This is a genomic window from Neobacillus sp. NPDC093182 (genome assembly GCF_044754045.1).
In genome coordinates, this window is the sequence record NZ_JBIVOI010000016.1 from 34,111 (window position 1) to 60,903 (window position 26,793).

The window sequence follows — 26,793 nt, forward strand, 5'->3', positions numbered from 1 at the left end:
AGCATTATGAAATCATGCAATCTTTCTTTTATCCTATCGCCTGTAAAGAATCCTGTTCTTTCCCATAAAGATCGTCCCAAAGCTCATAAACTTTCCTGCGGCCGTTTGCAATTTCAGGGGAGAATTGGATAGCAGCGTTTTGACGGACAGTATGAACGTTCTTCATTGCCTGTTCAAGTTTCGCATTGATATCCGTGCCACCTTTTCCAGCGTGTTTAGCAATTGAAATGCCGGCTGTTGTTCCTTGGGCCATGGCGATTTTCCCGCTCTCGATGCCAGTGATATTTCCGGCAACAAATAATCCTTCGAGCGGAGTTTCCATTTTTTCAGAATGATGCGGAACATGTCCGCCAAGTTCCGGAACGAATTGGAATGGACAGCCGGCAACGGCTGTAAGCTCTGCTAACGGATACAAGCCACCTGCGATACATACGAAATCTGCTTCGTAAATTTTTTCCGTACCTTTGATCACATTTCCATTTACATCAATATCTGCGGTGAGGACGCCTTCTACCTGATCCTTGCCAAGAATTTCAAGAGCTGCTTTTCTAAGCTGCAATGGTGTGCCATTCACCTTAACGCCGCTCTTAGGGAAAAACTTTATTCCTAATTTGCGGAATCCTTCATTTTTCATAAAACCACTACCGAAACGCAAGATTGGTGATGGAGCAAGATGGGCCGCATTTAGAAGCGACTTCATGACTTCCTCTGGTTCTCCAGCATTTTTGCTAAGGGGGCTCTTTTCTGGCAGAACAATACGTTCCACATTAATTCCAGCTAATTGTAGCTCGTTTAAAATCGCAAATGCTAGAATGTTAGCCCCAATGATGATGCCTTTTTTGCCGACCTCGACGCGATGAACATTGGTCATGACCTGTGCAGCCCCGATGGACATAACACCTGGAAGAGTCCAGCCTGGCACAGGAATTGGGAACTCAGCTGCCCCAGTTGCTACCAGCACATAAGGAGCTATCAGTGTTCCTATATTAGTATGAACATTCCATGAATCCTTATCTTTTTCAAGGTTATATACAGAAACGCCGCAGCGGATATCTACTGATAGTTTCTGAGCTTCATTGTGCAGACGCTCTGATTCTTTTATTCCATTCCACCATTTACCAGACGGTTCCTGGTGCAATTGTCCGAGTAATCTTCCACCGGGTCTGACAAATTCATCAATGACGGTTACGTTTAAGCCATTTTCAGCACAGGATATGGCACCTGCTAAACCGGCTGGTCCAGCTCCAATTACGATTACATCGATCATTGTTTCTCCACCATCCTTTTCACAATATTAGGATGTTGTTTCCCGCTTTCAACAACCATCTTTTCCTTCACAACCGTTAAACAAGCTCTTACATTGGCCTGGCCATTTACATTTACACGACATTCCATACAGTGGCCAATATTGCAATAAATCCCTCTTGGTGTTCCACCTTCCTCATGAACACGCAGTGTTCTGACGCCGTTTGCCAGCAGGGCTGCAGCGATTGTTTCATTTTCATATGCTCCATATTCTTTTCCATCGAATGTGAATGGAATCTTATTTCTATCATCTAATTTTCCTAGAACGGGATGATCTATTATTCTAGTCATGATTTTCACCTACCGTTCCAAACGTTACAGGGCGAATGGGAGGTTGATATTTTAATGGGATTCCGCCTTCTTTTGTATTAGGTACGATACTTTCAATGATCCGATCGACCATGACTCTGCAAGTGCGGCCTCCACAAAAACCCATTCCTACCCTTGTTCTGAGCTTTAATTCCCTGGATGTGCATTGATGTTCTTTTGCTGTTGAGAATACCTGATCATAGGTAACCTCTTCACACCGGCAGATCACAAGTGCTTCTTTGTTAGTCATTTGGAAAACCCCTCTCTTTAGCTATATGTAAAAATATATTGCAAGAATCGTACCAACTTTGAAGGCTATATTTTTAAATTAGCTTAAGCCGAGGCGTTTTAGACGATTGTAAAGGGTTGCTCGAGTGATTCCAAGTTTTTTCGAGCATTCTAATTTGTTGCCATGGGTTAATGCCAATGCTTTATCGAGCACCTTTCTCTCATGATGATCCATTTCCTCTTGAAGCGGCAAAATAACCGTGTCCATTTCCATGTTGTTTTCTTGAAGGTCCGTATCAGATACATCTGGATAGCTCATTACTGAATGAAATGGCAAATATTCTTTTCGAATGACGCCATCTGTCGCAAAAACAATAAGGCGTTCAACAACATTACGCAGCTCTCGGACATTGCCTGGCCAATTATATTGAAGCATCTCTTGCATAACTTCCTGTGAAAAATGGTGGATTGGTCGCTGATAACGTAGTGAAAAATCCTTTAAAAAATGATAAATCAGTTCAACGATATCTTCGCGGCGTTCTCTTAATGGAGGAATTTTTAAACTGACAACATTCAGCCGATAATATAAATCTTCACGAAATTGGCCTTCTTTTATTAATTCTTTTAAATCCCTATTTGTTGCGGCAATTACCCGGAAATCAGCCTTAATTTCTTTTTCGCCGCCAACCTTGTAATACTTTCTTTCCTGAAGCACTCGAAGCATTTTGACCTGCATTTCTAAAGGCATTTCGCCAATTTCATCAAGAAAAAGAGTCCCGCCTTTAGCGAGTTCAATTTTTCCTTTTTTACCTCTATGATCCGCACCGGAAAAGGCACCGCGTTCATAGCCGAATAATTCACTTTCAAATAATGATTCAGGAATGGCACCGCAGTTGATTGAAATAAATGGTGCGTCAGGAACTTCAGTGGCCTCATGAATGGATTTGGCAAAGACCTCCTTACCGACCCCGCTTTCCCCTAAGATCAATACAGTTGATCGGACAGAGCATACCTTTTTTGCCATTTGCACTGTTTTTTCCATTACAGCGCTTTTCCCCTTAATGTCAATAAAGGGATCTGAAGGCCTGTATTTCGCCATTTCCTGTTCTAAACGGTGAACCTCTGTCGACATATTAAATAATTTTTCATTCAGAACAACCTGGTTTGTCACATCGGTTTCCGATACAACTGCCCCGATAATACTTTCATTGAAGTAAACAGGGTTTGCATTTATATGAACAAATAGATTAGATCTTGCTTGGTGATGCTTTCCCTGAATTCTTTTTCCTTTGTGCAATGATTCTAAGATTTCTAGATTCTGATGTTCAAAGAATTCTATTATTGGTTTGCCCAAAATCTCATCTTTTTTAATGGAGAAAATTTTTTCGGCTCCTTGTGTCCATGTGCGGACACGCTCATTAGCATCGATCACTGTCACTGAGGCGTCCATCGTTTCAATGACAGTATCATAGAAAGCCTTTAATTGATTATAGGAATCATGCAAAAAAACAATGATTTGTTCAATTGTGATGCCTCCAAGCGCTTGACCGCTTGAATCTGTGACGGCAACGGCTGGATGGTGCTTGCAAGCGTCAACTAGTACAGAGAATGAATCATACAAATAAACTCTTCCTAAAGTGCTTTCATTATCTACTTGGTTTAGATGGATAAAATTATTTTCAATTATTTCTTTGACTGATGGTAATTCAAACATGACAGCCTCCTTAGTGTGTAAAAATAATTTTACACTGTTTAATATTTTATACATTAATTTATCAAAAATTTTGACAACTGTATACGGTTACATAAAGAATATTTGGAATAATCGTGAAAATAGTTTGTAATTTGTTGTTTTTACACATTTATAAAAGTTGGCACGCCACTTGCATTAATAAATGATGTACAGACGAAGGGAGGTTGGTTTTGTGAGCTATCATTGTGATGTTTTGGTTATAGGCGGGGGGATCATAGGCTGTGCAATTGCCTATTATACTTCTAAATCTGGACGAGATGTAACAGTTATTGAAAAGGGTGAATTTGTCAGTGGTACTTCATCCCGCTGTGATGGAAACATTTTAGCTATTGATAAAGATCCTGGCTTTGACAGTCAAATGTCACTTGTCAGCCAGAAATTAGTAGATGAATTAAGCAAAGAATTGAAACAACCTTTTGATTATCGAGCTCCTGGAAGCATCCTTGTCTGTGAGACAGAGGAAGAAATGGAAGCTGCACAAAAGTGGGTTGACCGTCAGAAGGAGGCCGGTTTGCCGTTCAGGATGCTGGACCGTCAAGATATTCGCCAAGATTCTAAGTATTTTGCTGATGATTTATTAGGTGGCTTAGAGTGTGCAACAGATTCAACCGTTAACCCATATCTTCTTGCCTTTAACCTTCTTGAGGGTGCAAAGAAGATGGGCGCTAAAGCCCATAAGCAAACTGAGGTTACTGGAATGAGAAGGAATACGGACGGTACATTTACCGTTGAAACATCTAATGGGATTTTTACCGCAAACCATGTCATTAATGCTGCAGGTGTATGGGCTCCATATATTGGCGAGATGCTGGATCTGTCCATTCCCATTAAACCAAGAAAAGGCCATATCATTGTGGCATCACGCCAAGAATTTGTAGGGCCAAGAAAAGTGATGGAATTTGGCTATCTTATCTCCAAATTTGGCGGAAAGCGTCAGGTTGATCCGATTACTGAAAAATACGGCGTAGCCCTTGTTTTCGAACCAACTGAAAGTCAAAACTTCCTGATTGGAAGCAGCCGTGAATTTGTTGGATTTAATACAAAAATTAACAATGAAATTATTAAATGTATTGCCAATCGCGCCATTAGATTTTATCCGAAAATGGCTGACATGATGGTCATACGCTCTTATGCAGGCTTACGTCCTTGGACAGAGGATCACTTGCCAATTGTGTCAGAGGTTGAGGGAATTCCAAACTATTATATTGCTGCCGGTCATGAGGGAGACGGAATTAGCCTTGCTGCTGTAACTGGAAAAGTGATAGAGGAAATGCTTAACAAAAAGGATACTTGCATCCCAATTGAACCGCTAAGATTTTCTCGATTTAAGGAAAGGGTGTTGTGCTGATGAAGGCAAATCGAGTTTTTACAACAATTGATACACATACGGGTGGAAACCCGACAAGGACATTGATTAGTGGACTCCCAGATCTAATAGGAGCAACAATGTCCGAAAAAATGCTACATATGCAAAAGGAGTATGACTGGATTCGTAAACTGCTGATGAATGAACCAAGAGGACATGATGTGATGTCAGGTGCGCTATTGACAGATCCATGCCATCCGGAAGCAGATATCGGTGTTATCTATATCGAAACTGGCGGTTATTTGCCAATGTGCGGACATGACACAATCGGTGTTTGTACAGCATTAGTTGAAGCGGGGCTAATCCCTGTTCAAGAACCAGTTACCTCAATCAAACTTGATACACCAGCAGGCCTTGTAGAGGTAGACATTAAAGTAGAGAACGGAAAAGCAAAAGAGGTTTCCTTCTGTAATGTCCCTGCTTTTCTGTTAAAGAGTGTTTCTGTTGATGTTGAGGGAATTGGAATCGTTGATGCAGACATTGCTTATGGCGGCAATTTCTATGGAATTATTGATGCCCAATCTGTTGGATTAGAACTCATACCGGAGAATGCATCAAAAATCATTGAAATAGGTATCAAAGTTAGAAATACCATTAACGAAAAAACGGATATCATTCATCCGCAGTATCCATTTATTCGCGGTTTGACCCATATTGAATTTTTCACTGAGCCAACCCATGAAGAAGCAGATGTGAAAAATACGGTCATCGTCCCTCCAGGCGGGATTGATCGTTCACCATGCGGTACAGGTACATCGGCGAAATTATCTGTCCTCTATTCCAAAAAGGAGATAGGCATCGATGAGGAATTTGTGCATGAGAGTATTGTTGGCTCTTTATTCCGTGGACGAGTCCTTAGAATAACAGATGTTCAGGGGGTGGAGGCTGTTATTACAAGAATCACTGGTTCAGCATGGCTAATGGGAATGCACCGGTTCTTTTATAACGAGGAAGATCCGCTTAAAGAAGGATTTTTACTCATTCCCCCAATGGAACATGAAATGGAGGATGTGAAATGAAAATTCGAAAGGCTTATACAGCAACCGATGTACACGTAGCAGGCGAGGCTTACCGTATTATTAAGGATGCACCATTTATTCATTATCAAAGTTTACAGGAGCTGAATGAGCAATTTTCGCTTGCCTATGAGGAAGAAATTAAACTTCTTTTAAATGAGCCTCGTGGATTTGCTGGATTGAATGGCTGTTTGGTTGTTCCACCTTTTAAGAGCGGTGCCGATGCAGCTGTTGTCTTTTTCAATCATAACGGAACCGTTCCCATGCAATATGGCGGAATTGTTGCTGTCATAACCGCATCGCTGGAGTCTGGCCAACTAAAGGCAAAATCTTCAAATGAATACAGCGTTGAAACCGTCAGCGGTGTTGTTACTGTTACTGCTGTTATGAAAGACGATGAAGTGAAATTAGTTAGGTTAAAAAGCGAGCCATGCCAGGTTGTACAAACCCATGTGCCAGTGTCTTATTTAGATTTACAGACAGAGGTTGCTCTCGTTCAAGCCGATCATCTCTATGCGATTTTTGATAAAGCAGAGTTACCTTTTGAAATTGAGATGGAGAACCTTCCTGACATTAATCAATGGGGGCAAAAGGCGATTGAGGCTTTAGAAGGCAAATATGCTGTCAGCCGAGTGATCTTGCTGGATCATTCGCAAAAAAGTGAAGGCAAAATCAAAACGGTAACATTCCGTCCGGATCGTTATATTGTACGTTCTCCAGGATTTGGATCTCTAGCTGCCTGCAGCACCTATTTAATAGGAAATGGCGATATATCTGCAGACAGCCCAATTGAAAATGAAAGCATTTTTAATGGCAAATTGACAGCAGAACTTTCAGCACAACTTGAAACTGAGTACGAGTTTAGTTTTTCAGCCCGCGGATTTATTACGGGTATGCAGACATATGTATTAGACCCGACAGATCCATTATCCGCAGGGTTTTTATTAAAATAAAAAACTATTAAATAGTAGGAGGAAAATACAATGACTACAATTAGAGGAGCTTATCCAGTATTAATTACCCCAATGACACAGGAGCAAGAAATCGATTGGGGTGGAGTAAAAAATAATGTTAATTACTTCGTGAACCAAGGTGTGGCAGGTATCGTCATCAATGGGAGTACTGGTGAATTTGTTAGTCTATCAAAAGAAGAAAAATTCCAAATGGTAGAAACCGTCATGAAGGAAGTAAACGGCCGCATCCCTGTTATTGTTGGTACTGCTGCTGAAACAACAAAAGAAACAATCGAGTATACTAAGCAGGCTGAAGCACATGGGGCTGATTGTTCCCTAATCATTAACCCTTATTACATGAAGCCGAAGGAAAATGAAATCTATCATCATTTCAAAGAAGTATCTAGTGCTGTTAATCTACCAATCATGCTGTATAACAACCCATTTACTTCTGGCGTTAATATGAGCACAGATTTAATGTTACAGATTGGTAAGGATTGTGAAAATGTGACTCACATTAAGGAATCAAGCGGTGAAATTGGCAAGGTAAGAGATCTTGCAAGAAAAGGCAAGGGAGACTTTGAAGTATTTTGCGGCGCTGAAGAACTTGTAATGGAGTCTTACTTAGTTGGAGCAACTGGTTGGATTTCTGTTGCAGGAAATATCGTACCAAGACTTGTTACAGACATGTATAACCATTTCCAAAATGGTGAGTTGAAAGAAGCATGGGCAATCAATGATCGTATTTTACCGCTTTGTGCGTTCCTTGAAGGATCTGGAAAATATGTGCAAATTGTGAAAAGAGCCATGGAATTAACTGGCCAGGCTGGAGGTCCTGCGCGTACCCCTCGTTTAGGTCTATCACCTGAGGAAGACCAAAAGCTAAAAGGCCTTCTTGCGAGTTTAGAAACAGTAAACAACTAATAGTGAAGGAGAGAGAACATGCAAGCGACACATTATACATTGAAACCAAAAGTGCAGGAATTTTTAGAAGGTGTAAAAGGACTATATATAAATGGTGAATATGTTCCAACGATTGGAGGTAAAACGTTTTCCGTTGTTAATCCTGCAAATGAAGAGGTCATTGCGGATGTAAGTGCAGCGGAAGAGGAAGATATTCATGCTGCAGTAGCTGCTGCAAGAAAGGCATTTGATGAGGGTGAATGGACAAAGATGGATGCGGCTGAGCGCTCCCATCTCATTTATAAATTTGCCGATCTTTTAGAAGAGAACCGAGAAGAGCTTGCTCAGCTAGAATCATTGGATAATGGGAAACCATATCATGTCGCTCTTGCCGACGACGTCGATGGAACCATTCAGCATTTTAGATATTATGCCGGATGGGCTACGAAAATATTTGGTAAGACAACTCAGATTTCAAAGGACTATGTAACCTATACTGTTCATGAGCCAGTTGGCGTTGTAGGTCAAATTATTCCATGGAACTTCCCGCTTGCCATGGCAGCGTGGAAGCTTGGATCCGCACTTGCTGTTGGCTGTACGGTTGTTATTAAGCCAGCAACAGAAACACCGCTATCTCTTCTATACGTAGGTAAGTTGTTTAAAGAGGCTGGTTTTCCAGACGGTGTTGTGAATATTGTGCCAGGAAAAGGAAGAATTGCGGGAGAGGCGATCATCACGCATAAAGATGTTGATAAAGTAGCATTTACTGGTTCAACGGCTGTCGGAAGAGAAGTCATGAAAAAGGCTGCAGATCAAATTAAAGGCGTTACGCTAGAGCTTGGCGGAAAATCACCAGCCATTATTTTAGAAGATGCCAATCTTGAAGAAGCAATTGAAGGGGCCTTTAACGGAACGATGTACAATCATGGGCAAAACTGTAGTGCTTGTACACGCGTATTTGTACAGCGAAACATTTATGACCGTGTCGTAGAAGCTTTAGCAGAGCGAGCAAACTCCCTGAAGGTTGGACCAGGTATGGATCCTGAAACAGAAATGGGCCCACTCGTGTCTGCTAAACAGCTTCAAACGGTTCTAAAATTTATTGAACAAGGGAAAAAAGAAGGAGCACGCCTTGTAGCTGGCGGCGAAAAAGCCTTCGAAAAAGGATATTTTGTTCAGCCAACTATTTTTGCTGATGTAGAAGATCATATGGTGATTGCTCGTGAAGAAATCTTTGGTCCAGTCATGTCAATTTTCGTTTTCGACACGATTGAAGAGGTCATTAAACGGGCAAACGATAGTGACTATGGCTTAGCTGCAAGTATATGGACGGAAAGTATGAAAAAGGGCCATTACATTGCAAGCAAGCTGCAAGCAGGTACAGTCTGGATCAATGATTTTGGTCTTGAATGGGAAACAATGCCTTTCGGTGGCTACAAACAATCAGGAATCGGCCGCGAAATGGGTGGAGAGTATGGCTTACAAAACTATACGGAAGTGAAAAGTGTATTTGTTAACATCAAGCAGGATGAGTGATTATAAGAACAATGTCGTTTACTAATCGGATGGGAGTGGGACAGCAGGGTCTGTCCTATGTCCCATTCCACACCCTTGTCTATCTGAAAATTATTAATGTTGTGAATAGAGTGAGAGATAGGAATACTTGGAGTTTGTGGAGGGGGTTTAAGATGGAAGAATTAGTGAATAAAGCGTCGGGTATGGTTTGGAGCCTTGGGTTAGTGGCGTTTGCACTTGGTGCCGGATTGTTCTTTTCCATTGTGACACGTTTTGTACAAATTAGATATTTTATGGAAATGATTAAGCTTCTTTTTGATAAGGGTGAACCGGAATCTGGTGTGTCCTCTTTCCAGGCGTTTTGTATGGCTCTAGCCGGTCGGGTTGGTATTGGAAATATCGCCGGGGTTGCTACTGCGATTGCATTTGGCGGTCCGGGAGCGGTTTTCTGGATGTGGATCATGGCTTTATTAGGAGGAGCAAGTGCTTTTGTTGAATCGACTCTCGCTCAGGTCTATAAAGTAAAAGATGGTAACCAATACCGAGGCGGAACTCCTTATTTTATTGAAAAAGGTTTAAATATGAAGTGGTTCGGGGTGTTTGTTGCGATTGTCGTTACACTATGTTACGGAATATTAGTTCCAGGTATTCAGGCTAACACGATTGCTGTTGGATTTGAAAACACAATGGGTCTCAATAAAAGCATTACCGGCCTTATCCTTGTTGCATTACTTGCCATCATTATTTTTGGCGGTGTTAAGCGAATCGCTTCTGTTGCAGATAAAGTTGTACCTTTTATGGCTTTAGGGTATGTGATTGTCACGTTTGTTCTTTTAATTGCTAATGCATCAGAAATTCCAGCAATGTTTGGGTTAATTATTTCAAGTGCATTTGGAGCAAATGAAATGTTTGGCGGTATGATCGGTGCAGCGATTGCATGGGGTGTTAAGAGAGCGGTATTTTCCAACGTTGCTGGTGTAGGGGAAGGAACCTATAGTTCAGCCGCTGCTGCTGTATCCCATCCAGCAAAACAAGGTCTTGTTCAAGCATTCTCTGTTTATATTGATACACTCGTTGTTTGTACAGCTACGGCACTTATGATTCTAATCACCGGCATGTACAGCGTTACGCCAGAAGGACAGCAGCCGATTGTTGACAAAATCCCAGGTGTTGAAGCTGGACCAATGTGGACACAGGCGGCTGTTGAAAGCGTTATCCCTGGATTTGGTGGATTGTTTGTTGCGATTGCGATCTTCTTCTTTGCTTTTACAACTCTGATGGCTTATTACTATATTTCTGAAACAACCCTTTTTTACCTTGGTAGAAATAGAAATTTAAAAGGGTTTAAAGTAGGCTTAATGATTCTTTTCTTAGGAATGATCTACATTGGAAGTGTCGAAAACGCATCCTTACTATGGGCACTCGGTGACTTTGGTTTCGGAAGCATGGCCTGGCTTAACTTAGTCGCTATTCTATTACTAACTAAAACAGCCTTAAAAGTGTTTAAAGACTATGAACAACAGAAGAAAGCAGGCATTGAACCAGTCTTCGACCCTGTTAAACTCGGCATTAAAGGTGCTGATTTTTGGGAAGAGAAAGTGAAAGAAGGCAATTCAAAAGGTAAGAAGAAAACAGAAGGAAAGCAAGCAGAAACAGAGAACACTATCAATTTTTAATTTTAAAACCCTTATTAGGCTGCCCTGCTCCCATATTCAATTGGGGTTTTGTAGCCTATTTTTTCTTGCACACTATGGGGACGGTTCTAATGGCTTTTTATCTCTTCGGGCTTAGTAAATAAGCTTCTCAGTTATTAATCAATCGATTTGTTAAGGGGAATTTTGTCTATTTCCCCTTAGCATCTAAGTTCACGGGGATTTATATTTTTACCGGTATCGGCTTTCTTTTTTCAAATTTATAAATATAGTTGAATCCACACTCCTTTGCTAAAGAAATCGCATCGGCAAGGTTTGCCCCAACATCATCTACTGTGTGGGAGTCAGATCCTATGGTTAAAATTTCTCCACCCAACTCTTTATATAGCTTGATGACCTCGATGGATGGCAATGTCTGCTTTAACCCCGTTCTAAGTCCGGATGTATTAATCTCTATTCCTATATTTCTATCAATTGCTTTTTTCAATATTTGTTCGATGATTTCTTGATATTCTTGGAACTCATATAGGCCATGTTCTTTATAGGCATAACGTTTCATTAAATCGAAATGGGCAATGATATCTATATCTGCTGTCGATACCATAGACAAGAGTTCATTAAAATACCGTTCATAGGCAGTTGGATGATCTTCTTTGAGGGCCAGCCGAAGCTTCTGGTTGTTGAGATTATGGACAGAACCTAAGATGAAATCTAAGTTTAGTGGCTGCAGTATTTCATCATATTGGTCTTTTAAAAGATGGGGCTCACAAAGTTCAATTCCCGCTTTTATGATTAACTGGCTGTGGAATTTTTCCTGACAATCACGAATCTCTTGTAAATACTTTTCAAATACCATGTGTCCGTAGGTTGGCGCGAGCGGATTAACGGAGAAATGCTCGGTAAAGCAAATTTCTTTAATCTGGTTTTCTATTGCTTTTGTACATACTTCCATCATACTTGCGGTGGAATCAAAGGAATGATTGGTGTGATGATGATAATCCATTAGATACATAGTTTTCACCTGCTTTTTTTAAAACTACTATAGTGAAATCTTTCACAATTGTCTATAATGAAACAAAAATTTGTCTGACAACGAGATGAGCACAATTTTGTCAGATTGTTAAAACATCAATTGTTCCCAATCAGCCAACAGTTTGAAAGCGTTTTATAATATGATTATTTCAGGAGGTAGAGACACGATGATGATTGATAAACGTCCCGCACTTTTATTGAAACATCTTTTAAAAGTGAAGAATACTACCATGAACCAAGTCATGGATCAAACTCAATTAACCAAGCGGCAAATATCCTATGATTTGGAGAAAGTCAATCATTGGTTGAAGGAGAAAGCTCTTCCTGCGATTCCTTACAGGGGACATCAATATATCGTCATGCCGGATGAGGTAGTCGACTATTTTCGGAAACAACAAATAGAAGAAAAGGAACGGGATTTTGTTTTAACAGAAGAGGAACGTTTGATTTTCATCTACCTTTACCTTTTTATCCGGCAAGAGCCGATTTCATCGGTCCATTTAACACAGCTCCTCAAGGTAAGTAAAAATACGGTTATATCTGATGTGAAAAAGGCAAATGAAAGGAACTTGTCCTTTCTAGTTGAAATACGCTACTCCAGGCAAAAAGGCTACCACCTATCGGGCGCAGAGTCGGATAAGCGTGTACTTGTTCAACACCATTTAGCTGAGTTGATTCGCATTCCGTATTATAAAGAACTGATTAACCATTTAGTGAGTGATCGATCGGAACAGATCCCATTGACTGCCATTCACAACACGCTTAATGAAATGGAAAAGCTGTTCGATCTTCATTTTGTCGAGGAACGTTTGCATCAATTTACTTATTTTCTTTTTTTCTATTATTACCGTCAACGAGAAAGAAAGTTTGTGAGGTTTCATAGCGACGAAATTGAATTATTAAAAAAGGAACACATGTGGCAGGTGGCAAAGACGTTATTTCATTCACTGCATTTTGAGGAAGATGAAAATGAGCTCTGCTATTTCACCACCCAATTGTTAGGTTTGTCTTTAGGGAACCGTTCTGTTCAAGATGGGGACTGGGACTTACTTTTTAAATTATGTGAGCAGCTTGTCTTTGATTTTGAAAATAAAGCGGCGATTGCTTTTGAGAAAAAGAACGAAGTCATCAACACCTTGTATCAGCATTTTAAGCCGGCTTATTTTCGAATGAAATACCGGATTCCGATTACGAATCCGCTGCTTGACCAAATCCAGCGTGAACATCATGAGCTATACACGATAGTAAAAGAATTGCTTCAGCCCATTGGGGGACTTCTCGGTATCAGAATCCCAGAAGAAGAAATTGGTTTTATCACGATTCATTTTGGCGCATTGTTAGAAAAGCCAAAGCAAGTCGTGCCGAAAAAGAAAAGGGCAATTGTCGTTTGTCCAAGTGGGATTAGCTCATCGTTAATGGTAAAACACCTGCTGGAATCGCTTTTCTCTGAGATCATCGTCGAAAAAACACTGTCCTTTCAAGGTTATCAAAAAGAGAATGTGGAACAATATGATCTTCTCTTTTCGACGGTAGAGCTTGAGTCAAAGCTGCCATGCTTTTATGTAAAGCCGATTATGACTCCAACGGAAAAGAACAGCTTGGTCAATGAAGTGTATCATCATCTATTCGGGATAGAGTACCATGATATCTCAACAAAAGAGCTGATTCAAACGATTGGGCGCTATGCAAATATTTATGATGAAAAAGGATTAATCACTGCTTTAAATCAACTAACCTTTCACAAAAAGGTAGATATTCAGAGGGGGAACCAACCAGTGTTAAGCGATTTATTGAAAGAGGATACCATTCAAATTGTTGGACAGCTTCCTAATTGGGAGCAGGCTGTAAAAGTAGCAGCCCATCCGTTGCTAGAGTCAGGTGCGATTGAGTCCTCCTACATCGATGCAATGATTTCCAATATTAAGACATTAGGTCCATATGTAGTAATTGGTCCAGAAGTAGCCATACCACATGCTAGACCTGAACTGGGAGTCAATGAAGTAGGCATGAGCTTTTTAAAACTTGATGAGCCGGTCTATTTTTTAAATGATGAAAAGTATCCTGTCCGCTTGATATTTTGTATTGCGGCCATCGATAATACAACACATCTTAAGGCGTTATCTCAATTAACGAAGCTTCTCAGTGAGAACAACAATGTTGGACTCTTAAAAGAGCTTGAGACAACCGAAAATATTCTTGCATTATTTGAGCATTATTCAGCAGTGGTTTAATTTTATTCCATTATAAATTATAGGGGGAAATTCAAATGAAAATTTTAGCCGTTTGTGGTTCTGGTTTAGGAAGCAGCTTTATGTTGGAGATGAATGTACAACAAATCCTTGGGGAGTTAGGTGTAAGCGGTATTGAAGTCGAACATTCTGACCTAAGCTCTGCTACTCCGGATGCAGCCGATCTATTTATCGCAGCAAAGGATATTGCAGAAGGGATGGGGCATTTAGGAGAAGTTATCGTGATTGACAGCATTATTGATATGGATGGTCTCCGCAATAAATTGAAGGAAGTGCTTCAACAAAAAGGTTTGCTTTAATCATAAAGTAAAAGGAGGCCTCTATCATGGGCGAAAGAATTCTTAAATTATTGATGGATATTTTGAGTACGCCAGCTGTTCTCGTTGCGTTAATATCACTTGTTGGTCTTATCATTCTGAAAAAGCCGGCAAGTGATATTGTAAAAGGAACGACAAAAACGTTCTTAGGCTTTCTCGTAATCTCTGCAGGTGCTGGCATTATCGTTGGATCCCTTGAACCATTCGGAAAGATGTTCGAAGAAGCTTTTAACGTAAACGGGGTGGTGCCAAATAACGAAGCGATTGTTGCGATGGCATTAACCAAGTATGGCAGTGCTACAGCGTTTATCATGTTCTTTGGGATGTTAGCCAATATCTTAATTGCTCGTTTTACTCGATTGAAATATATTTTCTTAACGGGTCATCATACGTTATACATGGCTTGTATGCTTGCCGTTATCTTAGTCGTTTCTGGTTTAAAAGGAGTTCCATTGATTATTGTTGGTTCCCTTGCGTTAGGTTTAATCATGGCTGTATTCCCAGCGATTTGTCAGCCTTTTATGCGAAAAATTACTGGTAACGACAACGTTGGTTTCGGGCATTTTTCAAGCTTAGGTTATGTGTTGTCTGGTCTTGTAGGGAAAGTGGTTGGTAAGGGATCTCGTTCAACCGAAGAGATTAAGTTCCCTAAAGGTCTAGGATTTTTGCGTGATAGTTCTGTAACGATTTCATTAACGATGGTCATTCTTTATGTCATTATTGCACTCTTTGCGGGTCCATCTTATGTGGAAGCAGAGCTTAGCGGCGGTACTCATTATATTGTTTTCTCTATTATTCAAGGTGTTACGTTTGCAGCAGGGGTTTTCGTTATCCTTTCAGGTGTTCGACTTGTGTTGGCTGAAATTGTTCCTGCGTTTAAAGGGATTTCTACTAAACTCGTTCCAAATTCTAAGCCAGCTCTTGATTGTCCGATTGTATTCCCATATGCGCCAAATGCGGTGTTAATTGGATTCTTCTGTAGTTTCCTTGGCGGTATCGTTGGTATGGCCATCCTTGGTTTTGCAGGAGCCGTGATTATCCTACCTGGTGTTGTTCCACATTTCTTCACTGGTGCAACGGCTGGAGTATTCGGTAATGCAACCGGCGGTGTCCGCGGTGCGACTATTGGATCCTTTGCCAATGGTTTGTTGATTACCTTCTTACCTGTATTCTTAATGCCGGTACTAGGAGATCTTGGTTTTGCTAGTACAACATTCTCTGACGCTGACTTTGCAGCTTCCGGAATCCTTCTTGGAAATATTGCTAATTCTCTTGGTGCAACAGGTGTTAGCGTTACCGTTATTGGACTTGTCGTATTGGCAGTGGTATTTGGTTTTTTCAAAAAGAACAAAGCTGCGTCTGATTCACAACAAGTAGGAGCATAGGACAGTGGGGGTGTTTTTGCACCCCTAACTTTTTGAATAAAAAAGGAGGAAAGAAGATGGATTTGCAAAAAATAGAAGCGTTTCGTGATGAAATTAGGTTAAAAACATTAAAAGAATTGTATCATCTCGGTTTTGGGCATTATGGCGGCAGCTTATCGATTGTGGAAGCTTTGGCGGTTTTATACGGCGAAGTGATGAAGGTGAATCCCGAGGATCCGAAATGGGAGGATCGTGATTACTTCATTCTATCAAAAGGTCATGGCGGGCCAGGACTTTATGCGACGTTAGCGGCTAAAGGCTACTTTCCTGAAGAAGTTCTCTATACGTTAAATCAAAATGGAACCACCCTTCCTTCTCATCCTGATAAGAATTTAACACCTGGTGTGGATATGACAACGGGATCCTTAGGTCAGGGAATCTCTGCGGCTGTTGGTGTCGCTCTTTCTCATAAACTATCAAATAAAGATAATTACACGTATTGTATCGTCGGTGATGGTGAATTGAACGAAGGGCAGTGCTGGGAAGCAGCCCAATTCGCCGCACATCATAAGCTAAATCATCTCTTTGTATTGATTGATGACAATAAAAAGCAGCTTGATGGTTTAACGAAGGATATTATTGATCCACTGGATTTTGAGGAAAAGTTTAAAGCGTTCGGTTTTTACACTTTAAGGGTGGACGGTCGTTCGCTGGAGCAAATCTATCAGGCAATCGAAGAGGGGAAAGGCCAGACAGAGCAGCCGGTTGCAATTGTTTTGGATACCGTTAAAGGGCAAGGTGTTCCATATTTGGAGGAAAAGGCTGATAACCATCATATCCGTCCAAGTAAAGAAGATGAAGAGGCGATTGTGCGAGCGATTGCGGAATTGGAAAATAAACTTGGAAAGGTTGTGTCATGATGATTGAAACACCATCCAAAAGCTATGAACTAGAACAAGTGGAAATGCGGCAAATGTATGCACGGACATTAGTGGAACTCGCAAAGGGAAATCCAAATGTCATCGCCTTAGAAGCAGATTTAATGAGTGCTATCTCTACGAATAAGATTGTGAAGGAGATTCCGACGCAAATCATTAACAGTGGGATCATGGAGGCAAATATGATGGGGGTTGCTGCAGGTCTATCGCTGACAGGGAAGATTCCATACGTCCATACCTTCGGTCAGTTTGCCACCCGTCGAACCTTTGACCAGCTATTCGTTTCCGGAGCTTATGCAAAAACGAATATTAAAATTTTGGGATCTGACGCAGGGGTAACAGCCGAGCATAACGGCGGCACCCATATGGCATTTGAAGATCTTGGTCTTGTTCGTCTTCTTCCTCATGCTACGGTTTATGAAGTGAGCGATTCCACTATGCTCCGATACCTGCTTCGTAAAATTGAAAAAGAGCACGGTATCCATTACATCCGGACCATCCGTAAGAACGCGGTTAAGCTTTACGATGAGAATGAAGTGTTTGAAGAGGGGAAAGGTAAAGTCCTCCGTGAAGGCGGCGATGTTACCATTATCGCAAGTGGTATTATGGTAGCAGAATCCTTAAAAGCAGCAGATTTGCTTTATGAGGAAGGAATCAAAGCCTCCGTCATTGATATGTTCTCGATTAAACCAATTGATAAGGATTTGATTGTAAAGTACGCTTCAAAAACGAAAGCAGTGGTTACCGCCGAAAACCATAACGTCATTGGCGGACTAGGCAGTGCGGTAGCCGAAGTCCTAAGCGAACACTGCCCAACCAAAATGAGACGTATTGGCGTCAAAGAACAGTTTGGTCAAGTCGGTAAGCTCGAATACCTGAAAGAGTTCTACAAACTAACTCCAAAAGACATAGCTGCTACCGTCAAAGAGATACTACAAAAGTAAAATGGTGTTCCATAAATATAGATACTTGCTCAGTTCATATTGGATTGGGCTATTTTTTTGCTGACATAAAGCACTGCAGATTAGAAACTTTCTCGCTTGAGTTTAAATTCATCATACAGGCAGAAGACGAAATCAACAAAGCCATCTACCATGTGAAGCTAGAGTATGAAAAGCAAAAAGGGAAAAAGAGGGGGAAAAGGACAGGGTCAAAAGTAAATTATTTTTATTAATCGGCGATATTTGTCCAAATTATGAACACATTCTTCGACAGGTTTCTTCTCATGAAAAGGATGGGATCGTTTTAACAACAGGGTTTTCAGTACTTTTAATCAAATGATTGATTAGTTATGGAAAGTGTTAATCAATCATTTGATTAAAAACTCTGTATTGCCCTGTGTTTAGGGCTTTCATCCATCTTTAATGTGAAAAATTTGTTGGGATTTGGGTATATTAATGGTTTTGGTGAAGTAAATGGAAGATTATCATTACTGCATTAGAACGAATTCGACTGTAGAGCCTTTTAGATCAAGGTGAAGTTCATCTTTTATATTTATGATAGAATTTGGAAGAGCTAAGGTTGATTTAGGCGGAATTACCTCCATTTATGGATGGGTGAGTGTCAGTGAAAAGGGTGGGAAAGAGAACATTGTGAAGGATACGGACTAAAACGGATGTGTATCATATTCAAACGGTAGCAGTAAGTTAATGGAAAAACAAATGAAAGCGCTTGTATAAATATTTATACTATTGAATAAATATTCAATTTATGTTATTTTATTAATAGTTTAAATTCTTCTGAGTTTAGACCTCCTAAATCGGACTTAGTCTAGACCGCTAAGTTCATCTTTGACCTTTGATCTTATAGCGATCAAAGGTCCTTTTTTATTTGATATAACCATGGGGCCGGTTTGATGGCCACTCGGTTGCTGGGCAGCTAGACAGTTAACGCTACAATTAACCCATACTTTTCTTGTGCAGAAAAAGCACTCTTTCTCTTAGAAAAAGCCCCCAATAAAGTAAACAGATTTTTACTATTTGATCTGTCTGCTGTATCGGGAGCCTATCAAAAGAGAACCAGGCATTTAAACATTTTACGCGGCAATGGCTGGTTTTTGTTTTTTCCCTTTTCGTGCCCATGCGATTACAATCGCGAGGATTAAGGCGAATCCTAAGTACCCCATGGTTGAGTAAACTTTGCCAACAAGGGTTGTAAATCCTACAAGACTTGCGCCAAAACCGAGTAAGCCGGTAACCACTATGGCTGGCTTAAATGATTTACTTTCCGGCTTTATGAATCGAACGGTAAAGGCGTAGAACATTCCTACCGCAGTGTTGTACATCATCCCTAGAAGTGCAATCGCCATTAACACGCCGACTGCCGGGTGAATCTGGTTAGCCAGTTCAAGTGTTGGCATGGCAACACCGCTTACAACATTGATTTTCACGAACATGGCGATATGAATTAAAATAATTAAGGCGCCTAGCATGATACCGCCCAATATACCACCCGTGCCTGCAATTTTAGGGTCTTTCACCGTTCCACCCATGACAATCAATAATGCTGCACCCGCTGCGATATTATACGAAACATAAAGGAGTGCACCTACAAACCAGTTGGATGCTCCTGAAGCTTGTTCTTTTGCTAATGCATCTGCTTCAGCAAAAGATATGTCCATTGTGAAAATCGAATAAATTAAAATGACAAAGATGATAATCATTAAATACGGTGTCACCATGGCAATTAAATTGATAATATTTTTTACATTTAATAATAAGGTAAGGATGGTGGCTGCTACCATTATGATGCTGCCAATCATGGGATGGATTCCGAGCATTTGCTCAAATGTCGAACCAGCGCCTGCGAACATGACTACCGCTACACCAAATAAGAAGAATGTAATGAGTACGTCAAAAATGAATCCGATATAACGTCCGCCTAAATAATAAATAACACCTTTATGTGAAGCTGTCTGTAAGTCAGCTCCTAGCTGTGCAAGGGTATAACCTAAAAATACGAAGAATACGGTAGCAAGTACTCCACCAACTGTTCCCCAAATGCCAAAGCTTGTAAAGTACTGCATGATTTCTTGTCCTGAAGCAAAGCCGGCCCCAACGATCAGACCGACGAATGCTCCACCGATTTGTAAACTTTTCTTCATTGAAATTCAGCTCCATTATTTGTAAGTTTTCTTCGTTACGGTAAATGATTCCACAGCTTCCCGGTCGACCTTATAACCAATCCCTGCTGTTTGAGGCACTTCGATATAACCGTTTGCTGCTATAACTTCAGGCATGATAATATCCTTTTCCCAGTAACGATTGGAGCTGGCTGTGTCTCCAGGTAAAATAAAATTGGATAACGTTGTTAATGCGACATTATGAGCTCGGCCAATACCCGATTCCAGCATGCCACCGCACCATACTGGAATGCCATTTGCTTCACAGTAATCGTGGATTTTTTTTGCTTCTGTTAAACCGCCGACACGGCCGATTTTAATGTTAATAATTTTTGTACTGCCAAGCTCGACCGCTTTACGCGCGTCCTCTAAAGAGTGAATACTTTCGTCTAAGCAAATCGGGGTTTTTAACACTTTTTGCAAATGTGAATGATCGATAATATCATCTGATGCTAGAGGCTGCTCAATCATGGTTAAATCAAATTCATCCAGCTGTTTTAAAAGCTCTGCATCTTCTAAGCGATAGGCTGAGTTTGCATCAGCCATAATGGCCACGTTCGGGAAGTTTTCACGTAAAGTACGCATCACATCCACGTCCCAGCCTGGCTTTATTTTCACTTTAATACGTTTGTAACCTTCCTTCACATACTCATCGACTAGCGTGACTAAGTCTTCAATTGAATTTTGAATGCCGATACTGATGCCAACTTCAATTTTGTCTTTTTTTCCGCCAAGTGCTGACGCGAGAGATTGATTGGTTTGCTGCGCGTAAATATCCCAAACTGCACCTTCAATCGTTGATTTTGCCATGTTATTTTTACGAATCGGGGCAAAAATTTCACTCACTTCGTCGGGATGGTTGATTTCTTTGTTTAAAATTAACGGAATTAAAAAATCCTCCAGCATATGCCAGTTTGTTTGTAATGTTTCTTCGTTATACCAAGGGGAGTGGAATGCTACTGATTCACCCCAGCCAATCGTGCCGTCGTGATCTTTTGCTTCCAGTAATAAAAAGTCTTTATTGGTAAACGTACCAAAGCTTGTTGTGAAGGGTGCTTTTAATTTCATTTGTAAATGCCGGATAGTAATGTCTGTAATTTTCATTGTGGTTTTCCTCCAAGTGCTAACGTTTCTTTTTTTACAAAAATATACTCATTATAGGTTTCAGATGGCTGTAAACGAACAGCTGCGTATCCTGCTTTAAATAAGTGCTGGAATCGTGCACGTGTTTGCAAACGCCAGTCCATCGCCAGTTCTTGGCTTGCTGATTTTAAGGATTGGAAATCTTTAGGTACAGCCAGTGAATAAGCTGATTGAGTTAGTTCTTGCTCCTTGCCTGCAATGAATACAGGTAAGTTTTCTTCATTAAATGTAAGTGTGTTTAAGGCAGCTGCGCCTTCGATCGTTGGTAAATGTTTTTCCACCACATAAGGGCTGGTTAAATGCCAGTGCAGTTCAAAGCGGTCAGATGGCAATCCTTGATTGAAGCCGTCCTGCATTTCACCATAGCAATTTTCCACATAGGTATCACAAATACCATTCAGTTTGGTTAAGTTTAAGTAACCGTTTCGTGTTTCGAGCGGATCATAAGTCCAGTGCATCCTGTCATAGCCTTTTGCAATGGCAATTTCACGCTGCGTACGTTTCAGCTTTTCGCCAATACCTTGTGAACGGTACGCTTCGTCAATACCAAGCATATGGGAGCATAGATAGGATTTGCCGTCACGGAAGCCTGCAAATCCGTAGCTGAAGCCGACTAATTGCTCTCCATCATAGGCACCAACCATAATGCCTCCGTTTTTTACTGCCGTTAACGTTTGGTGTGTTGGGATCGTTTCGGATCCCCACACTTTCCATTCAAGCTCTTGAATTTGTTCCATTTCGGCAATGGTTGTTAGTTCTCGAATTTCAATCATTTCGATTCGCTTCTTTCTACATGTTGTAATGCCAGAACTAATGCTCTTGTTATAATTTGAGCACCAGTTGGCAGGCGTTTTTGGTTAAATGTCATTTGTGGGTGATGAAGTCCTGGTGTGACACCGCAGCCAAGTCCAAGCATTGTTGTTTGGAGCTGTGGTTTTGAATAAGTGTAAAAGTGGAAATCTTCGCCCCCTGGTGTCACCACTTCTGGTGCGCAGTTTTCTTCGCCTGCCACATCGATAATGGCTTGCTGCATAATGGATTTTGCCGTGTCATCTACTTGTGCTGCGGCAATATGAGCATCTATCTGGTACTCAATCGATGCGCCGAACATTGTACTCACTGCTGCAACTACTTTTTCAAATCCAACCGTTAAAGCTTCCATCGTTTCATTATTTTGAGCACGTGCATCCATACTAAATGTCGCCGTACCTGGAATAACATTTGCTGCCGTGCCGCCTGCTTGAAGCTGGGTCATTTTAATAGAGGCTGACTTTGTTGGGCTAATCCAAAGACGTTTGATCCCGTCAATTAAAGCCGCTGCTACTTCGATGGCGTTCACCCCTTGCTCAGGTCGTGCCCCGTGCGCTTCAACCCCAAGAATCGTTCCGGTAAAAAGCTTCGCTGCCCCGTGATACAATGCAGGCGCGTATGTCCCGTCCTGCAATTCAACAAGCGGCCTTACATGCGTACCGAATAAAAATTGCAGCGAATCAACGACCCCTTGCTCAACAAGCGCCTTTGCACCTTGTGCCTTTTCCTCTGCTGGTTGGAAAATGATGCGTATGGCTCCTGTCAGGGTTGGTGCCAGCTCTTTTAGTAAAAAGACGGTGCCAAGTGCCATCGTCATATGTCCGTCATGTCCACAGGAATGGTTGGCACGGAACTGACCGTCTACTTCCTGCCACAAAGCATCCATATCGGTTCGGAATCCAACTTTAGGTGTTCCTTTTCCAATATCTACATATAACCCGGTCATATTTTCAAATGTATGGGGTTCTAATCCTTCTTGCCGAAGGATGTTTGCGATATATGCTGTTGTTTCAACCTCGCTCCAGCTTACCTCTGGATTCTTATGCAAATGCTCGAATATCGGTTGTAAACGTTCAGTTAGCTGTTGATCATTCATCTTTTTCAACTCCATCGATCTGCTATAAAACTATTTTGGAAATCATCGTACTTAACCCGTTGTGTGTTGTAGTAATGTGGATCGTATGTCATCATTCCCGTTACTAATAAATTTAGAAAGGAAACCAGTGCCGGCATAAGATCAATGGTGGACAGCTCGGGTTGTTCTAAAATAAAGGCATACGAACAATGTTTGTGAATAGGGGCCAGCCTCGAATCTGTAATTGCCAGTATGGGTATACCCCGTTCATGAAGTGCCTCAGCTATGTGAATGGGCTCTTTAAAGTAACGGTGCAGCGAAATCACTACCACGACGGAATGTTCATCGATTTCTTGCAGCGTACGAATAAGTTCTGCTGTTTCTGTTTGAATAAGCTTCACATTCGGCCGAAGAATATTCATCGTAAAATGCAGCCACTGTGCACCAAGCAGCGATGCACCCGCACCAACGATATAGATATTTTTCGCTTCATGTAATTTACGCGTCGCCTCATCAAATAATTTCTTATCTATTTGTTTGGCAATTCCGACAATTTTAGAGCTATCTTGGCCCATTGCTTTTTCAATAAGACACTGATCATTGAAAAGCTCCTTTTTTGAGGAAACATAGTTACCAAGCGTACTAGTGGTTGTATGGTTAAAAACAAATAGGGTAATTTCTTTTTGCAGCTGGGCATATCCTTCGAGTCCGAGTGCATAGCAGAAACGAATAACGGTCGTCTCGCTGGTCCCAGCTTTCTCACCAACTTCAGCCGCAGAATGCACTCCGATAAATGTCAGATTATTTATCACGAAGTTTGCCACTTTTTGCTGTCCCTTTGATAGTTCATTAAAATGCATTTCAATCTTGTCCTTGATTGTATGTGTACCCTCCAAAAGAAGTCTCCCCTTTTATTGGTGATTGAATGAAGTCTAAACTTCGTTTTTAATTCAAATAAATTTATCACAATTTGAAAATAAAAACAATAAATTTTCTGAAATTTTTTATTAATTGAATATATAAATTTATTGAGAACAAGGGGGAACAAGGGGGACGGTTCTCGCGGCTTTTGACTTTAGCGGTGCACAGTTAAAAAATCGGGTGCCGTTGGGTATTCTATTATTTTCTATTGTTAATTCGAAGAAGCTATCAAAAAAATCATTACCTTTTTTCGACAAGTTCCTCTCTTGAAAACAGCAAAAACTCTTATAACAATAGGGTTCATTCGCTATTTAATCAAGCGTTTGATTAGTAGAATTGAATTTAACTAAACGTTTGATTAGAATTGCATTACGTACTGTTAATACTGTGTTAGCTTCTTTTTTGCAGGAAGAAAATTGTCGACGATTATAACGGTTCAGTTTCTAACTAATCGATCGGGGGAAGTTCCATATGGGGTGTATGTTATAGAAATTCATTCCGTGAAGCTTTGGATTAATCTTTAAAGAAGGACTGATAATGGAGATGGATAAACGAGATCTTGTCCAATATTTTATTGTAAATCAAGATTTAAAAATGTCGGCGGGTAAAACAGCTGCACAAGTGGCCCATGCTGCAACTCTAAGTACGATTAGCCTGATGTCTTCGCAATCCCCTTTTCATGAAAGGCATGATGATTTTGTAGAATGGATACAGAATGGAATGAAAAAAATTATTTTAAAGGGTAAGCAAGCCGAGCTTGAAAAGTTAGAAAAAAGAGGATTTTTTAGTATTCGTGATAGTGGATTAACTGAGATTAAATCGGGTTCTTTAACTGTTATTGCACTTCCACCGATGGAAAAATCTGAAGCGAAGGAAATAGTCGGCCACTTAACTCTCCTTAAAAACTAACCATGGGGACGGTTTACCCATTATGAAACCGTGAGAACCGTCCCTGTGGCTTACCTGTGGCTTACCTGTGGCTTAATTCGTAGCACCACTGTCAACTTTGGCTTCGATGCTGCTTTGGATGCTTGTCGAAATCGAAGAGAGGAAATCATAACCAGTCATAGATTCAATTGAGTCAATACTTACCCTGTAGTTGCCCCAAGGTTGACTGGAAGCTGTTTGATCATTCGGCACCATCACAGCGATTACTCGAGTTGCAGTGGATACACGGCTAATATCATTATTTCCTTTAGGCAATACAACGATGACCTTCCATACCTTTGCCGGCACTACAACTCCATTCCCTACAGTTGTTCTATATCCATTTGCCCCGGTACCCCCACTTCCGTAACCTCCGGAAATAATATATAATTCGTTACCAGCTGAAACAAGTTTACGAGAATACGACTCCAAATTCTCCCAGGTAATCTGGTTGTTATTTGGAGCTTGAGGGATCATATTGGTCATCAGAAATGTTGCTGAATTGTTGGCAACAGAAGATGTACGGTCACCAGATGGAGTCATGTGTCCTCTGTCAAATCCGCTTCCTGAAAATTCACTAGCAGTAACCTGATACCATCCCGACGGTAATGTGGTATCGGCACGGAAGTCATCCTGACGCGGAGTATTTCCAATATCAGATGAATCTAAATGCCAGCTAACCCAGTTAGGTATGTGTTTGCTATTGTTGTACGAAAGAGTATATTGCAGCTTCGTCATCAGATAATTATTGGAGTTGGTTGTAACGGCAGTAGCACCACTTGGATTCCCTAGACCTATATGATTATCATCAACACCTGTCTCTGTTCCAGGATCTGTTTCTGTTGTAGGCTCAGCTGGTGATGATGAATTCTGAGGAGCCAAGCTGCTTGTAATCACTAAGTCCATTGAATTATTGTTTGTGTCCCAGCCATTACCTTGCCCCTGAACGGTTCCGCCGTTATTGTCTTTACGCTCTGCACTAGTAGTAGCAGATAGAGTACCTACTGGGGAAGTTTCTGAATTATTGGCAGAACCGTAGCCAACAAAATCGACAACATTTGAACCAGTTGCCCCTGTTACCGCGGTAGTGACTTTTGCTAATGCAACTTTTCCGCTGGTTGCACTTAAGTTAATCGTACCTGTCACATTAGCTGTCGGTAAATTAACCGTTCCTCCACCGCCGCTAGCCTGTTTAATTAAATAGTATTGATGTGGCCCAATACTGCCTGTTAAATTTGTAATGTTATTGAACGTGCCAGTTGAAGAGGCATATTGAACAGACCATCCAGACAAGCTAACACTAGAATTTGTAGGATTGTAGAGTTCAATATAATCATTTTTATAAGAAGAGCCACTATTGCCCCCGCCGCCATAAACTTCACTGATTACCACATTCGTTCCTACAGCAGCTTGTGCGGGTGTAATATTTACATTGGTTATGACACCTAAAAACACGAGGCATGTAGAAACAAGAATGGCTGCCTTTTTCATTATGCTTTCTTTGCCCCTTTTTGATAAATTCGCATTTTGTACAGACCCGCTTTCAAACATATCGTGATAACCTCCTATTGATTTTACGAAAATCATATTGAGAGAAAAATAGAATAGGCAAGACAAGATTAAAAACAAGGTAAAAGTGATAAGGAAATAGCCCGTATATTTTCTTTGAAATAAGACCGATAAAAAATATAATTAAATGAACTTGAAAAAGTTGAGGTACACTAACTACCCAGCTATCGTTCTAATTTAAAAGTCCGAAATAAATCTACGGCACCCCCTTAAATTACTTTTGTTTAGCTATTTCCTTCTCTACTAACACAACCTGCTCCACATGCACAGTTATGTATTGTGTATACCTTGATAAAATTTACAATATCATAAAATTTTTTATAAAAA

General features: G+C 40.8%; 23 protein-coding genes. 12 read left to right on the top strand and 11 right to left on the bottom strand.

All coding sequences use genetic code 11. From position 1 onward, the window contains the following. Window positions 1-28 precede the first annotated feature (28 nt). The 4 genes from ACIQAA_RS24870 to ACIQAA_RS24885 all read right to left on the bottom strand — a co-directional run bounded on the left by ACIQAA_RS24870 (window position 29) and on the right by ACIQAA_RS24885 (window position 3,556). Complete coding sequence (locus tag ACIQAA_RS24870) at window positions 29-1,267, bottom strand: NAD(P)/FAD-dependent oxidoreductase (RefSeq protein ID WP_402625070.1); 1,239 nt, start codon at window positions 1,265-1,267, stop codon at window positions 29-31. Continuing rightward, window positions 1,264-1,596 (bottom strand): (2Fe-2S)-binding protein, encoded by a 333-nt coding sequence (locus tag ACIQAA_RS24875; protein ID WP_402625072.1) that lies wholly within the window; start codon window positions 1,594-1,596, stop codon window positions 1,264-1,266. Before ACIQAA_RS24875 ends, ACIQAA_RS24870 begins: the two co-directional genes overlap by 4 nt. Further along, on the bottom strand, window positions 1,589-1,864 hold the full coding sequence (locus tag ACIQAA_RS24880) for a (2Fe-2S)-binding protein (protein ID WP_402625075.1): 276 nt from the start codon (window positions 1,862-1,864) through the stop codon (window positions 1,589-1,591). Before ACIQAA_RS24880 ends, ACIQAA_RS24875 begins: the two co-directional genes overlap by 8 nt. A gap of 78 nt (window positions 1,865-1,942) precedes the next feature. After that, a complete protein-coding gene (locus ACIQAA_RS24885; protein ID WP_402625078.1) occupies window positions 1,943-3,556 on the bottom strand; it encodes a sigma-54 interaction domain-containing protein in 1,614 nt (537 codons plus the stop codon). A 184-nt stretch (window positions 3,557-3,740) separates the two neighbouring features. Here ACIQAA_RS24885 and ACIQAA_RS24890 point away from each other — a divergent pair, with 184 nt between their 5' ends. The 6 genes from ACIQAA_RS24890 to ACIQAA_RS24915 all read left to right on the top strand — a co-directional run bounded on the left by ACIQAA_RS24890 (window position 3,741) and on the right by ACIQAA_RS24915 (window position 11,024). Beyond that, the gene (locus tag ACIQAA_RS24890; RefSeq protein ID WP_402625081.1) at window positions 3,741-4,943 is read left to right on the top strand and encodes an NAD(P)/FAD-dependent oxidoreductase; all 1,203 of its coding nucleotides are present in this window, start codon (window positions 3,741-3,743) and stop codon (window positions 4,941-4,943) included. Next, a complete protein-coding gene (locus tag ACIQAA_RS24895) occupies window positions 4,943-5,980 on the top strand; it encodes a proline racemase family protein (RefSeq protein WP_402625083.1) in 1,038 nt (345 codons plus the stop codon). The genes ACIQAA_RS24890 and ACIQAA_RS24895 overlap by 1 nt, the downstream gene beginning before the upstream one ends. Beyond that, on the top strand, window positions 5,977-6,930 hold the full coding sequence (locus tag ACIQAA_RS24900) for a proline racemase family protein (protein WP_402625086.1): 954 nt from the start codon (window positions 5,977-5,979) through the stop codon (window positions 6,928-6,930). Before ACIQAA_RS24895 ends, ACIQAA_RS24900 begins: the two co-directional genes overlap by 4 nt. Window positions 6,931-6,960: 30 nt before the next feature. Continuing rightward, a complete protein-coding gene (dapA, locus tag ACIQAA_RS24905; protein ID WP_402625089.1) occupies window positions 6,961-7,854 on the top strand; it encodes a 4-hydroxy-tetrahydrodipicolinate synthase in 894 nt (297 codons plus the stop codon). Window positions 7,855-7,872: 18 nt separating this feature from the next. After that, window positions 7,873-9,369, top strand: coding sequence for an aldehyde dehydrogenase family protein (locus tag ACIQAA_RS24910; RefSeq protein ID WP_402625092.1), 1,497 nt, complete (start codon window positions 7,873-7,875; stop codon window positions 9,367-9,369). A gap of 152 nt (window positions 9,370-9,521) precedes the next feature. Then, the gene (locus ACIQAA_RS24915) at window positions 9,522-11,024 is read left to right on the top strand and encodes an alanine/glycine:cation symporter family protein (RefSeq protein ID WP_402625095.1); all 1,503 of its coding nucleotides are present in this window, start codon (window positions 9,522-9,524) and stop codon (window positions 11,022-11,024) included. A 199-nt stretch (window positions 11,025-11,223) separates the two neighbouring features. On the opposite strand, the gene ACIQAA_RS24920 is transcribed toward ACIQAA_RS24915, so the two are convergent. After that, the gene (locus tag ACIQAA_RS24920) at window positions 11,224-12,012 is read right to left on the bottom strand and encodes a histidinol-phosphatase HisJ family protein (RefSeq protein ID WP_402625098.1); all 789 of its coding nucleotides are present in this window, start codon (window positions 12,010-12,012) and stop codon (window positions 11,224-11,226) included. Window positions 12,013-12,199: 187 nt separating this feature from the next. Here ACIQAA_RS24920 and ACIQAA_RS24925 point away from each other — a divergent pair, with 187 nt between their 5' ends. Genes ACIQAA_RS24925 through ACIQAA_RS24945 form a run of 5 tightly spaced genes read left to right on the top strand, consistent with a single transcriptional unit; the run spans window position 12,200 to window position 17,844 of the window. Continuing rightward, the gene (locus ACIQAA_RS24925) at window positions 12,200-14,263 is read left to right on the top strand and encodes a BglG family transcription antiterminator (RefSeq protein ID WP_402625100.1); all 2,064 of its coding nucleotides are present in this window, start codon (window positions 12,200-12,202) and stop codon (window positions 14,261-14,263) included. A gap of 35 nt (window positions 14,264-14,298) precedes the next feature. Further along, complete coding sequence (locus tag ACIQAA_RS24930; protein ID WP_402625102.1) at window positions 14,299-14,580, top strand: PTS sugar transporter subunit IIB; 282 nt, start codon at window positions 14,299-14,301, stop codon at window positions 14,578-14,580. Between the two features lie 26 nt (window positions 14,581-14,606). Continuing rightward, window positions 14,607-15,983: a PTS ascorbate transporter subunit IIC gene (locus ACIQAA_RS24935; protein WP_402625105.1), complete on the top strand. Its 1,377-nt coding sequence runs from the start codon at window positions 14,607-14,609 to the stop codon at window positions 15,981-15,983. Window positions 15,984-16,039: 56 nt separating this feature from the next. After that, on the top strand, window positions 16,040-16,882 hold the full coding sequence (locus ACIQAA_RS24940) for a transketolase (protein ID WP_402625108.1): 843 nt from the start codon (window positions 16,040-16,042) through the stop codon (window positions 16,880-16,882). Continuing rightward, the gene (locus ACIQAA_RS24945; protein ID WP_402625111.1) at window positions 16,882-17,844 is read left to right on the top strand and encodes a transketolase family protein; all 963 of its coding nucleotides are present in this window, start codon (window positions 16,882-16,884) and stop codon (window positions 17,842-17,844) included. Before ACIQAA_RS24940 ends, ACIQAA_RS24945 begins: the two co-directional genes overlap by 1 nt. Before the next feature lie 1,091 nt (window positions 17,845-18,935). Here ACIQAA_RS24945 and ACIQAA_RS24950 read toward each other — a convergent pair. Genes ACIQAA_RS24950 through ACIQAA_RS24970 form a run of 5 tightly spaced genes read right to left on the bottom strand, consistent with a single transcriptional unit; the run spans window position 18,936 to window position 23,945 of the window. After that, window positions 18,936-20,003 (bottom strand): YkvI family membrane protein, encoded by a 1,068-nt coding sequence (locus ACIQAA_RS24950; protein WP_402625113.1) that lies wholly within the window; start codon window positions 20,001-20,003, stop codon window positions 18,936-18,938. A 15-nt stretch (window positions 20,004-20,018) separates the two neighbouring features. Then, window positions 20,019-21,125, bottom strand: a complete 1,107-nt coding sequence (gene menC / locus ACIQAA_RS24955) for an o-succinylbenzoate synthase (protein ID WP_402625116.1) — start codon at window positions 21,123-21,125, stop codon at window positions 20,019-20,021. Beyond that, window positions 21,122-21,937 carry a GNAT family N-acetyltransferase gene (locus ACIQAA_RS24960; protein ID WP_402625119.1) on the bottom strand — a complete coding sequence of 272 codons (816 nt, stop codon included), beginning with the start codon at window positions 21,935-21,937 and terminating at the stop codon, window positions 21,122-21,124. The genes menC and ACIQAA_RS24960 overlap by 4 nt, the downstream gene beginning before the upstream one ends. Further along, entirely contained in the window at window positions 21,934-23,070 is a 1,137-nt protein-coding gene (locus tag ACIQAA_RS24965; RefSeq protein WP_402625122.1) for an amidohydrolase, read from the bottom strand. Before ACIQAA_RS24965 ends, ACIQAA_RS24960 begins: the two co-directional genes overlap by 4 nt. Before the next feature lie 5 nt (window positions 23,071-23,075). Then, window positions 23,076-23,945, bottom strand: coding sequence for a MurR/RpiR family transcriptional regulator (locus ACIQAA_RS24970; RefSeq protein WP_402625125.1), 870 nt, complete (start codon window positions 23,943-23,945; stop codon window positions 23,076-23,078). A 562-nt stretch (window positions 23,946-24,507) separates the two neighbouring features. Here ACIQAA_RS24970 and ACIQAA_RS24975 point away from each other — a divergent pair. Then, on the top strand, window positions 24,508-24,879 hold the full coding sequence (locus ACIQAA_RS24975; protein WP_402625128.1) for an aminoacyl-tRNA hydrolase: 372 nt from the start codon (window positions 24,508-24,510) through the stop codon (window positions 24,877-24,879). 72 nt (window positions 24,880-24,951) lie between these two features. On the opposite strand, the gene ACIQAA_RS24980 is transcribed toward ACIQAA_RS24975, so the two are convergent. Further along, a complete protein-coding gene (locus tag ACIQAA_RS24980; RefSeq protein ID WP_402625130.1) occupies window positions 24,952-26,448 on the bottom strand; it encodes a DNA/RNA non-specific endonuclease in 1,497 nt (498 codons plus the stop codon). Between the last annotated feature and the right edge of the window lie 345 nt (window positions 26,449-26,793).

Excerpts from the sequence above, each read along its gene's own strand:
- ACIQAA_RS24870 (WP_402625070.1), bottom strand. The coding sequence starts at position 1,267 with ATGATCGATGTAATCGTAATTGGAGCTGGACCAGCCGGTTTAGCAGGT.
- ACIQAA_RS24875 (WP_402625072.1), bottom strand. The coding sequence starts at position 1,596 with ATGACTAGAATAATAGATCATCCCGTTCTAGGAAAATTAGATGATAGA.
- ACIQAA_RS24880 (WP_402625075.1), bottom strand. The coding sequence starts at position 1,864 with ATGACTAACAAAGAAGCACTTGTGATCTGCCGGTGTGAAGAGGTTACC.
- ACIQAA_RS24885 (WP_402625078.1), bottom strand. The coding sequence starts at position 3,556 with ATGTTTGAATTACCATCAGTCAAAGAAATAATTGAAAATAATTTTATC.
- ACIQAA_RS24890 (WP_402625081.1), top strand. The coding sequence starts at position 3,741 with ATGTACAGACGAAGGGAGGTTGGTTTTGTGAGCTATCATTGTGATGTT.
- ACIQAA_RS24895 (WP_402625083.1), top strand. The coding sequence starts at position 4,943 with ATGAAGGCAAATCGAGTTTTTACAACAATTGATACACATACGGGTGGA.
- ACIQAA_RS24900 (WP_402625086.1), top strand. The coding sequence starts at position 5,977 with ATGAAAATTCGAAAGGCTTATACAGCAACCGATGTACACGTAGCAGGC.
- dapA (WP_402625089.1), top strand. The coding sequence starts at position 6,961 with ATGACTACAATTAGAGGAGCTTATCCAGTATTAATTACCCCAATGACA.
- ACIQAA_RS24910 (WP_402625092.1), top strand. The coding sequence starts at position 7,873 with ATGCAAGCGACACATTATACATTGAAACCAAAAGTGCAGGAATTTTTA.
- ACIQAA_RS24915 (WP_402625095.1), top strand. The coding sequence starts at position 9,522 with ATGGAAGAATTAGTGAATAAAGCGTCGGGTATGGTTTGGAGCCTTGGG.
- ACIQAA_RS24920 (WP_402625098.1), bottom strand. The coding sequence starts at position 12,012 with ATGTATCTAATGGATTATCATCATCACACCAATCATTCCTTTGATTCC.
- ACIQAA_RS24925 (WP_402625100.1), top strand. The coding sequence starts at position 12,200 with ATGATGATTGATAAACGTCCCGCACTTTTATTGAAACATCTTTTAAAA.
- ACIQAA_RS24930 (WP_402625102.1), top strand. The coding sequence starts at position 14,299 with ATGAAAATTTTAGCCGTTTGTGGTTCTGGTTTAGGAAGCAGCTTTATG.
- ACIQAA_RS24935 (WP_402625105.1), top strand. The coding sequence starts at position 14,607 with ATGGGCGAAAGAATTCTTAAATTATTGATGGATATTTTGAGTACGCCA.
- ACIQAA_RS24940 (WP_402625108.1), top strand. The coding sequence starts at position 16,040 with ATGGATTTGCAAAAAATAGAAGCGTTTCGTGATGAAATTAGGTTAAAA.
- ACIQAA_RS24945 (WP_402625111.1), top strand. The coding sequence starts at position 16,882 with ATGATTGAAACACCATCCAAAAGCTATGAACTAGAACAAGTGGAAATG.
- ACIQAA_RS24950 (WP_402625113.1), bottom strand. The coding sequence starts at position 20,003 with ATGAAGAAAAGTTTACAAATCGGTGGAGCATTCGTCGGTCTGATCGTT.
- menC (WP_402625116.1), bottom strand. The coding sequence starts at position 21,125 with ATGAAAATTACAGACATTACTATCCGGCATTTACAAATGAAATTAAAA.
- ACIQAA_RS24960 (WP_402625119.1), bottom strand. The coding sequence starts at position 21,937 with ATGATTGAAATTCGAGAACTAACAACCATTGCCGAAATGGAACAAATT.
- ACIQAA_RS24965 (WP_402625122.1), bottom strand. The coding sequence starts at position 23,070 with ATGAATGATCAACAGCTAACTGAACGTTTACAACCGATATTCGAGCAT.
- ACIQAA_RS24975 (WP_402625128.1), top strand. The coding sequence starts at position 24,508 with ATGGAGATGGATAAACGAGATCTTGTCCAATATTTTATTGTAAATCAA.
- ACIQAA_RS24980 (WP_402625130.1), bottom strand. The coding sequence starts at position 26,448 with ATGTTTGAAAGCGGGTCTGTACAAAATGCGAATTTATCAAAAAGGGGC.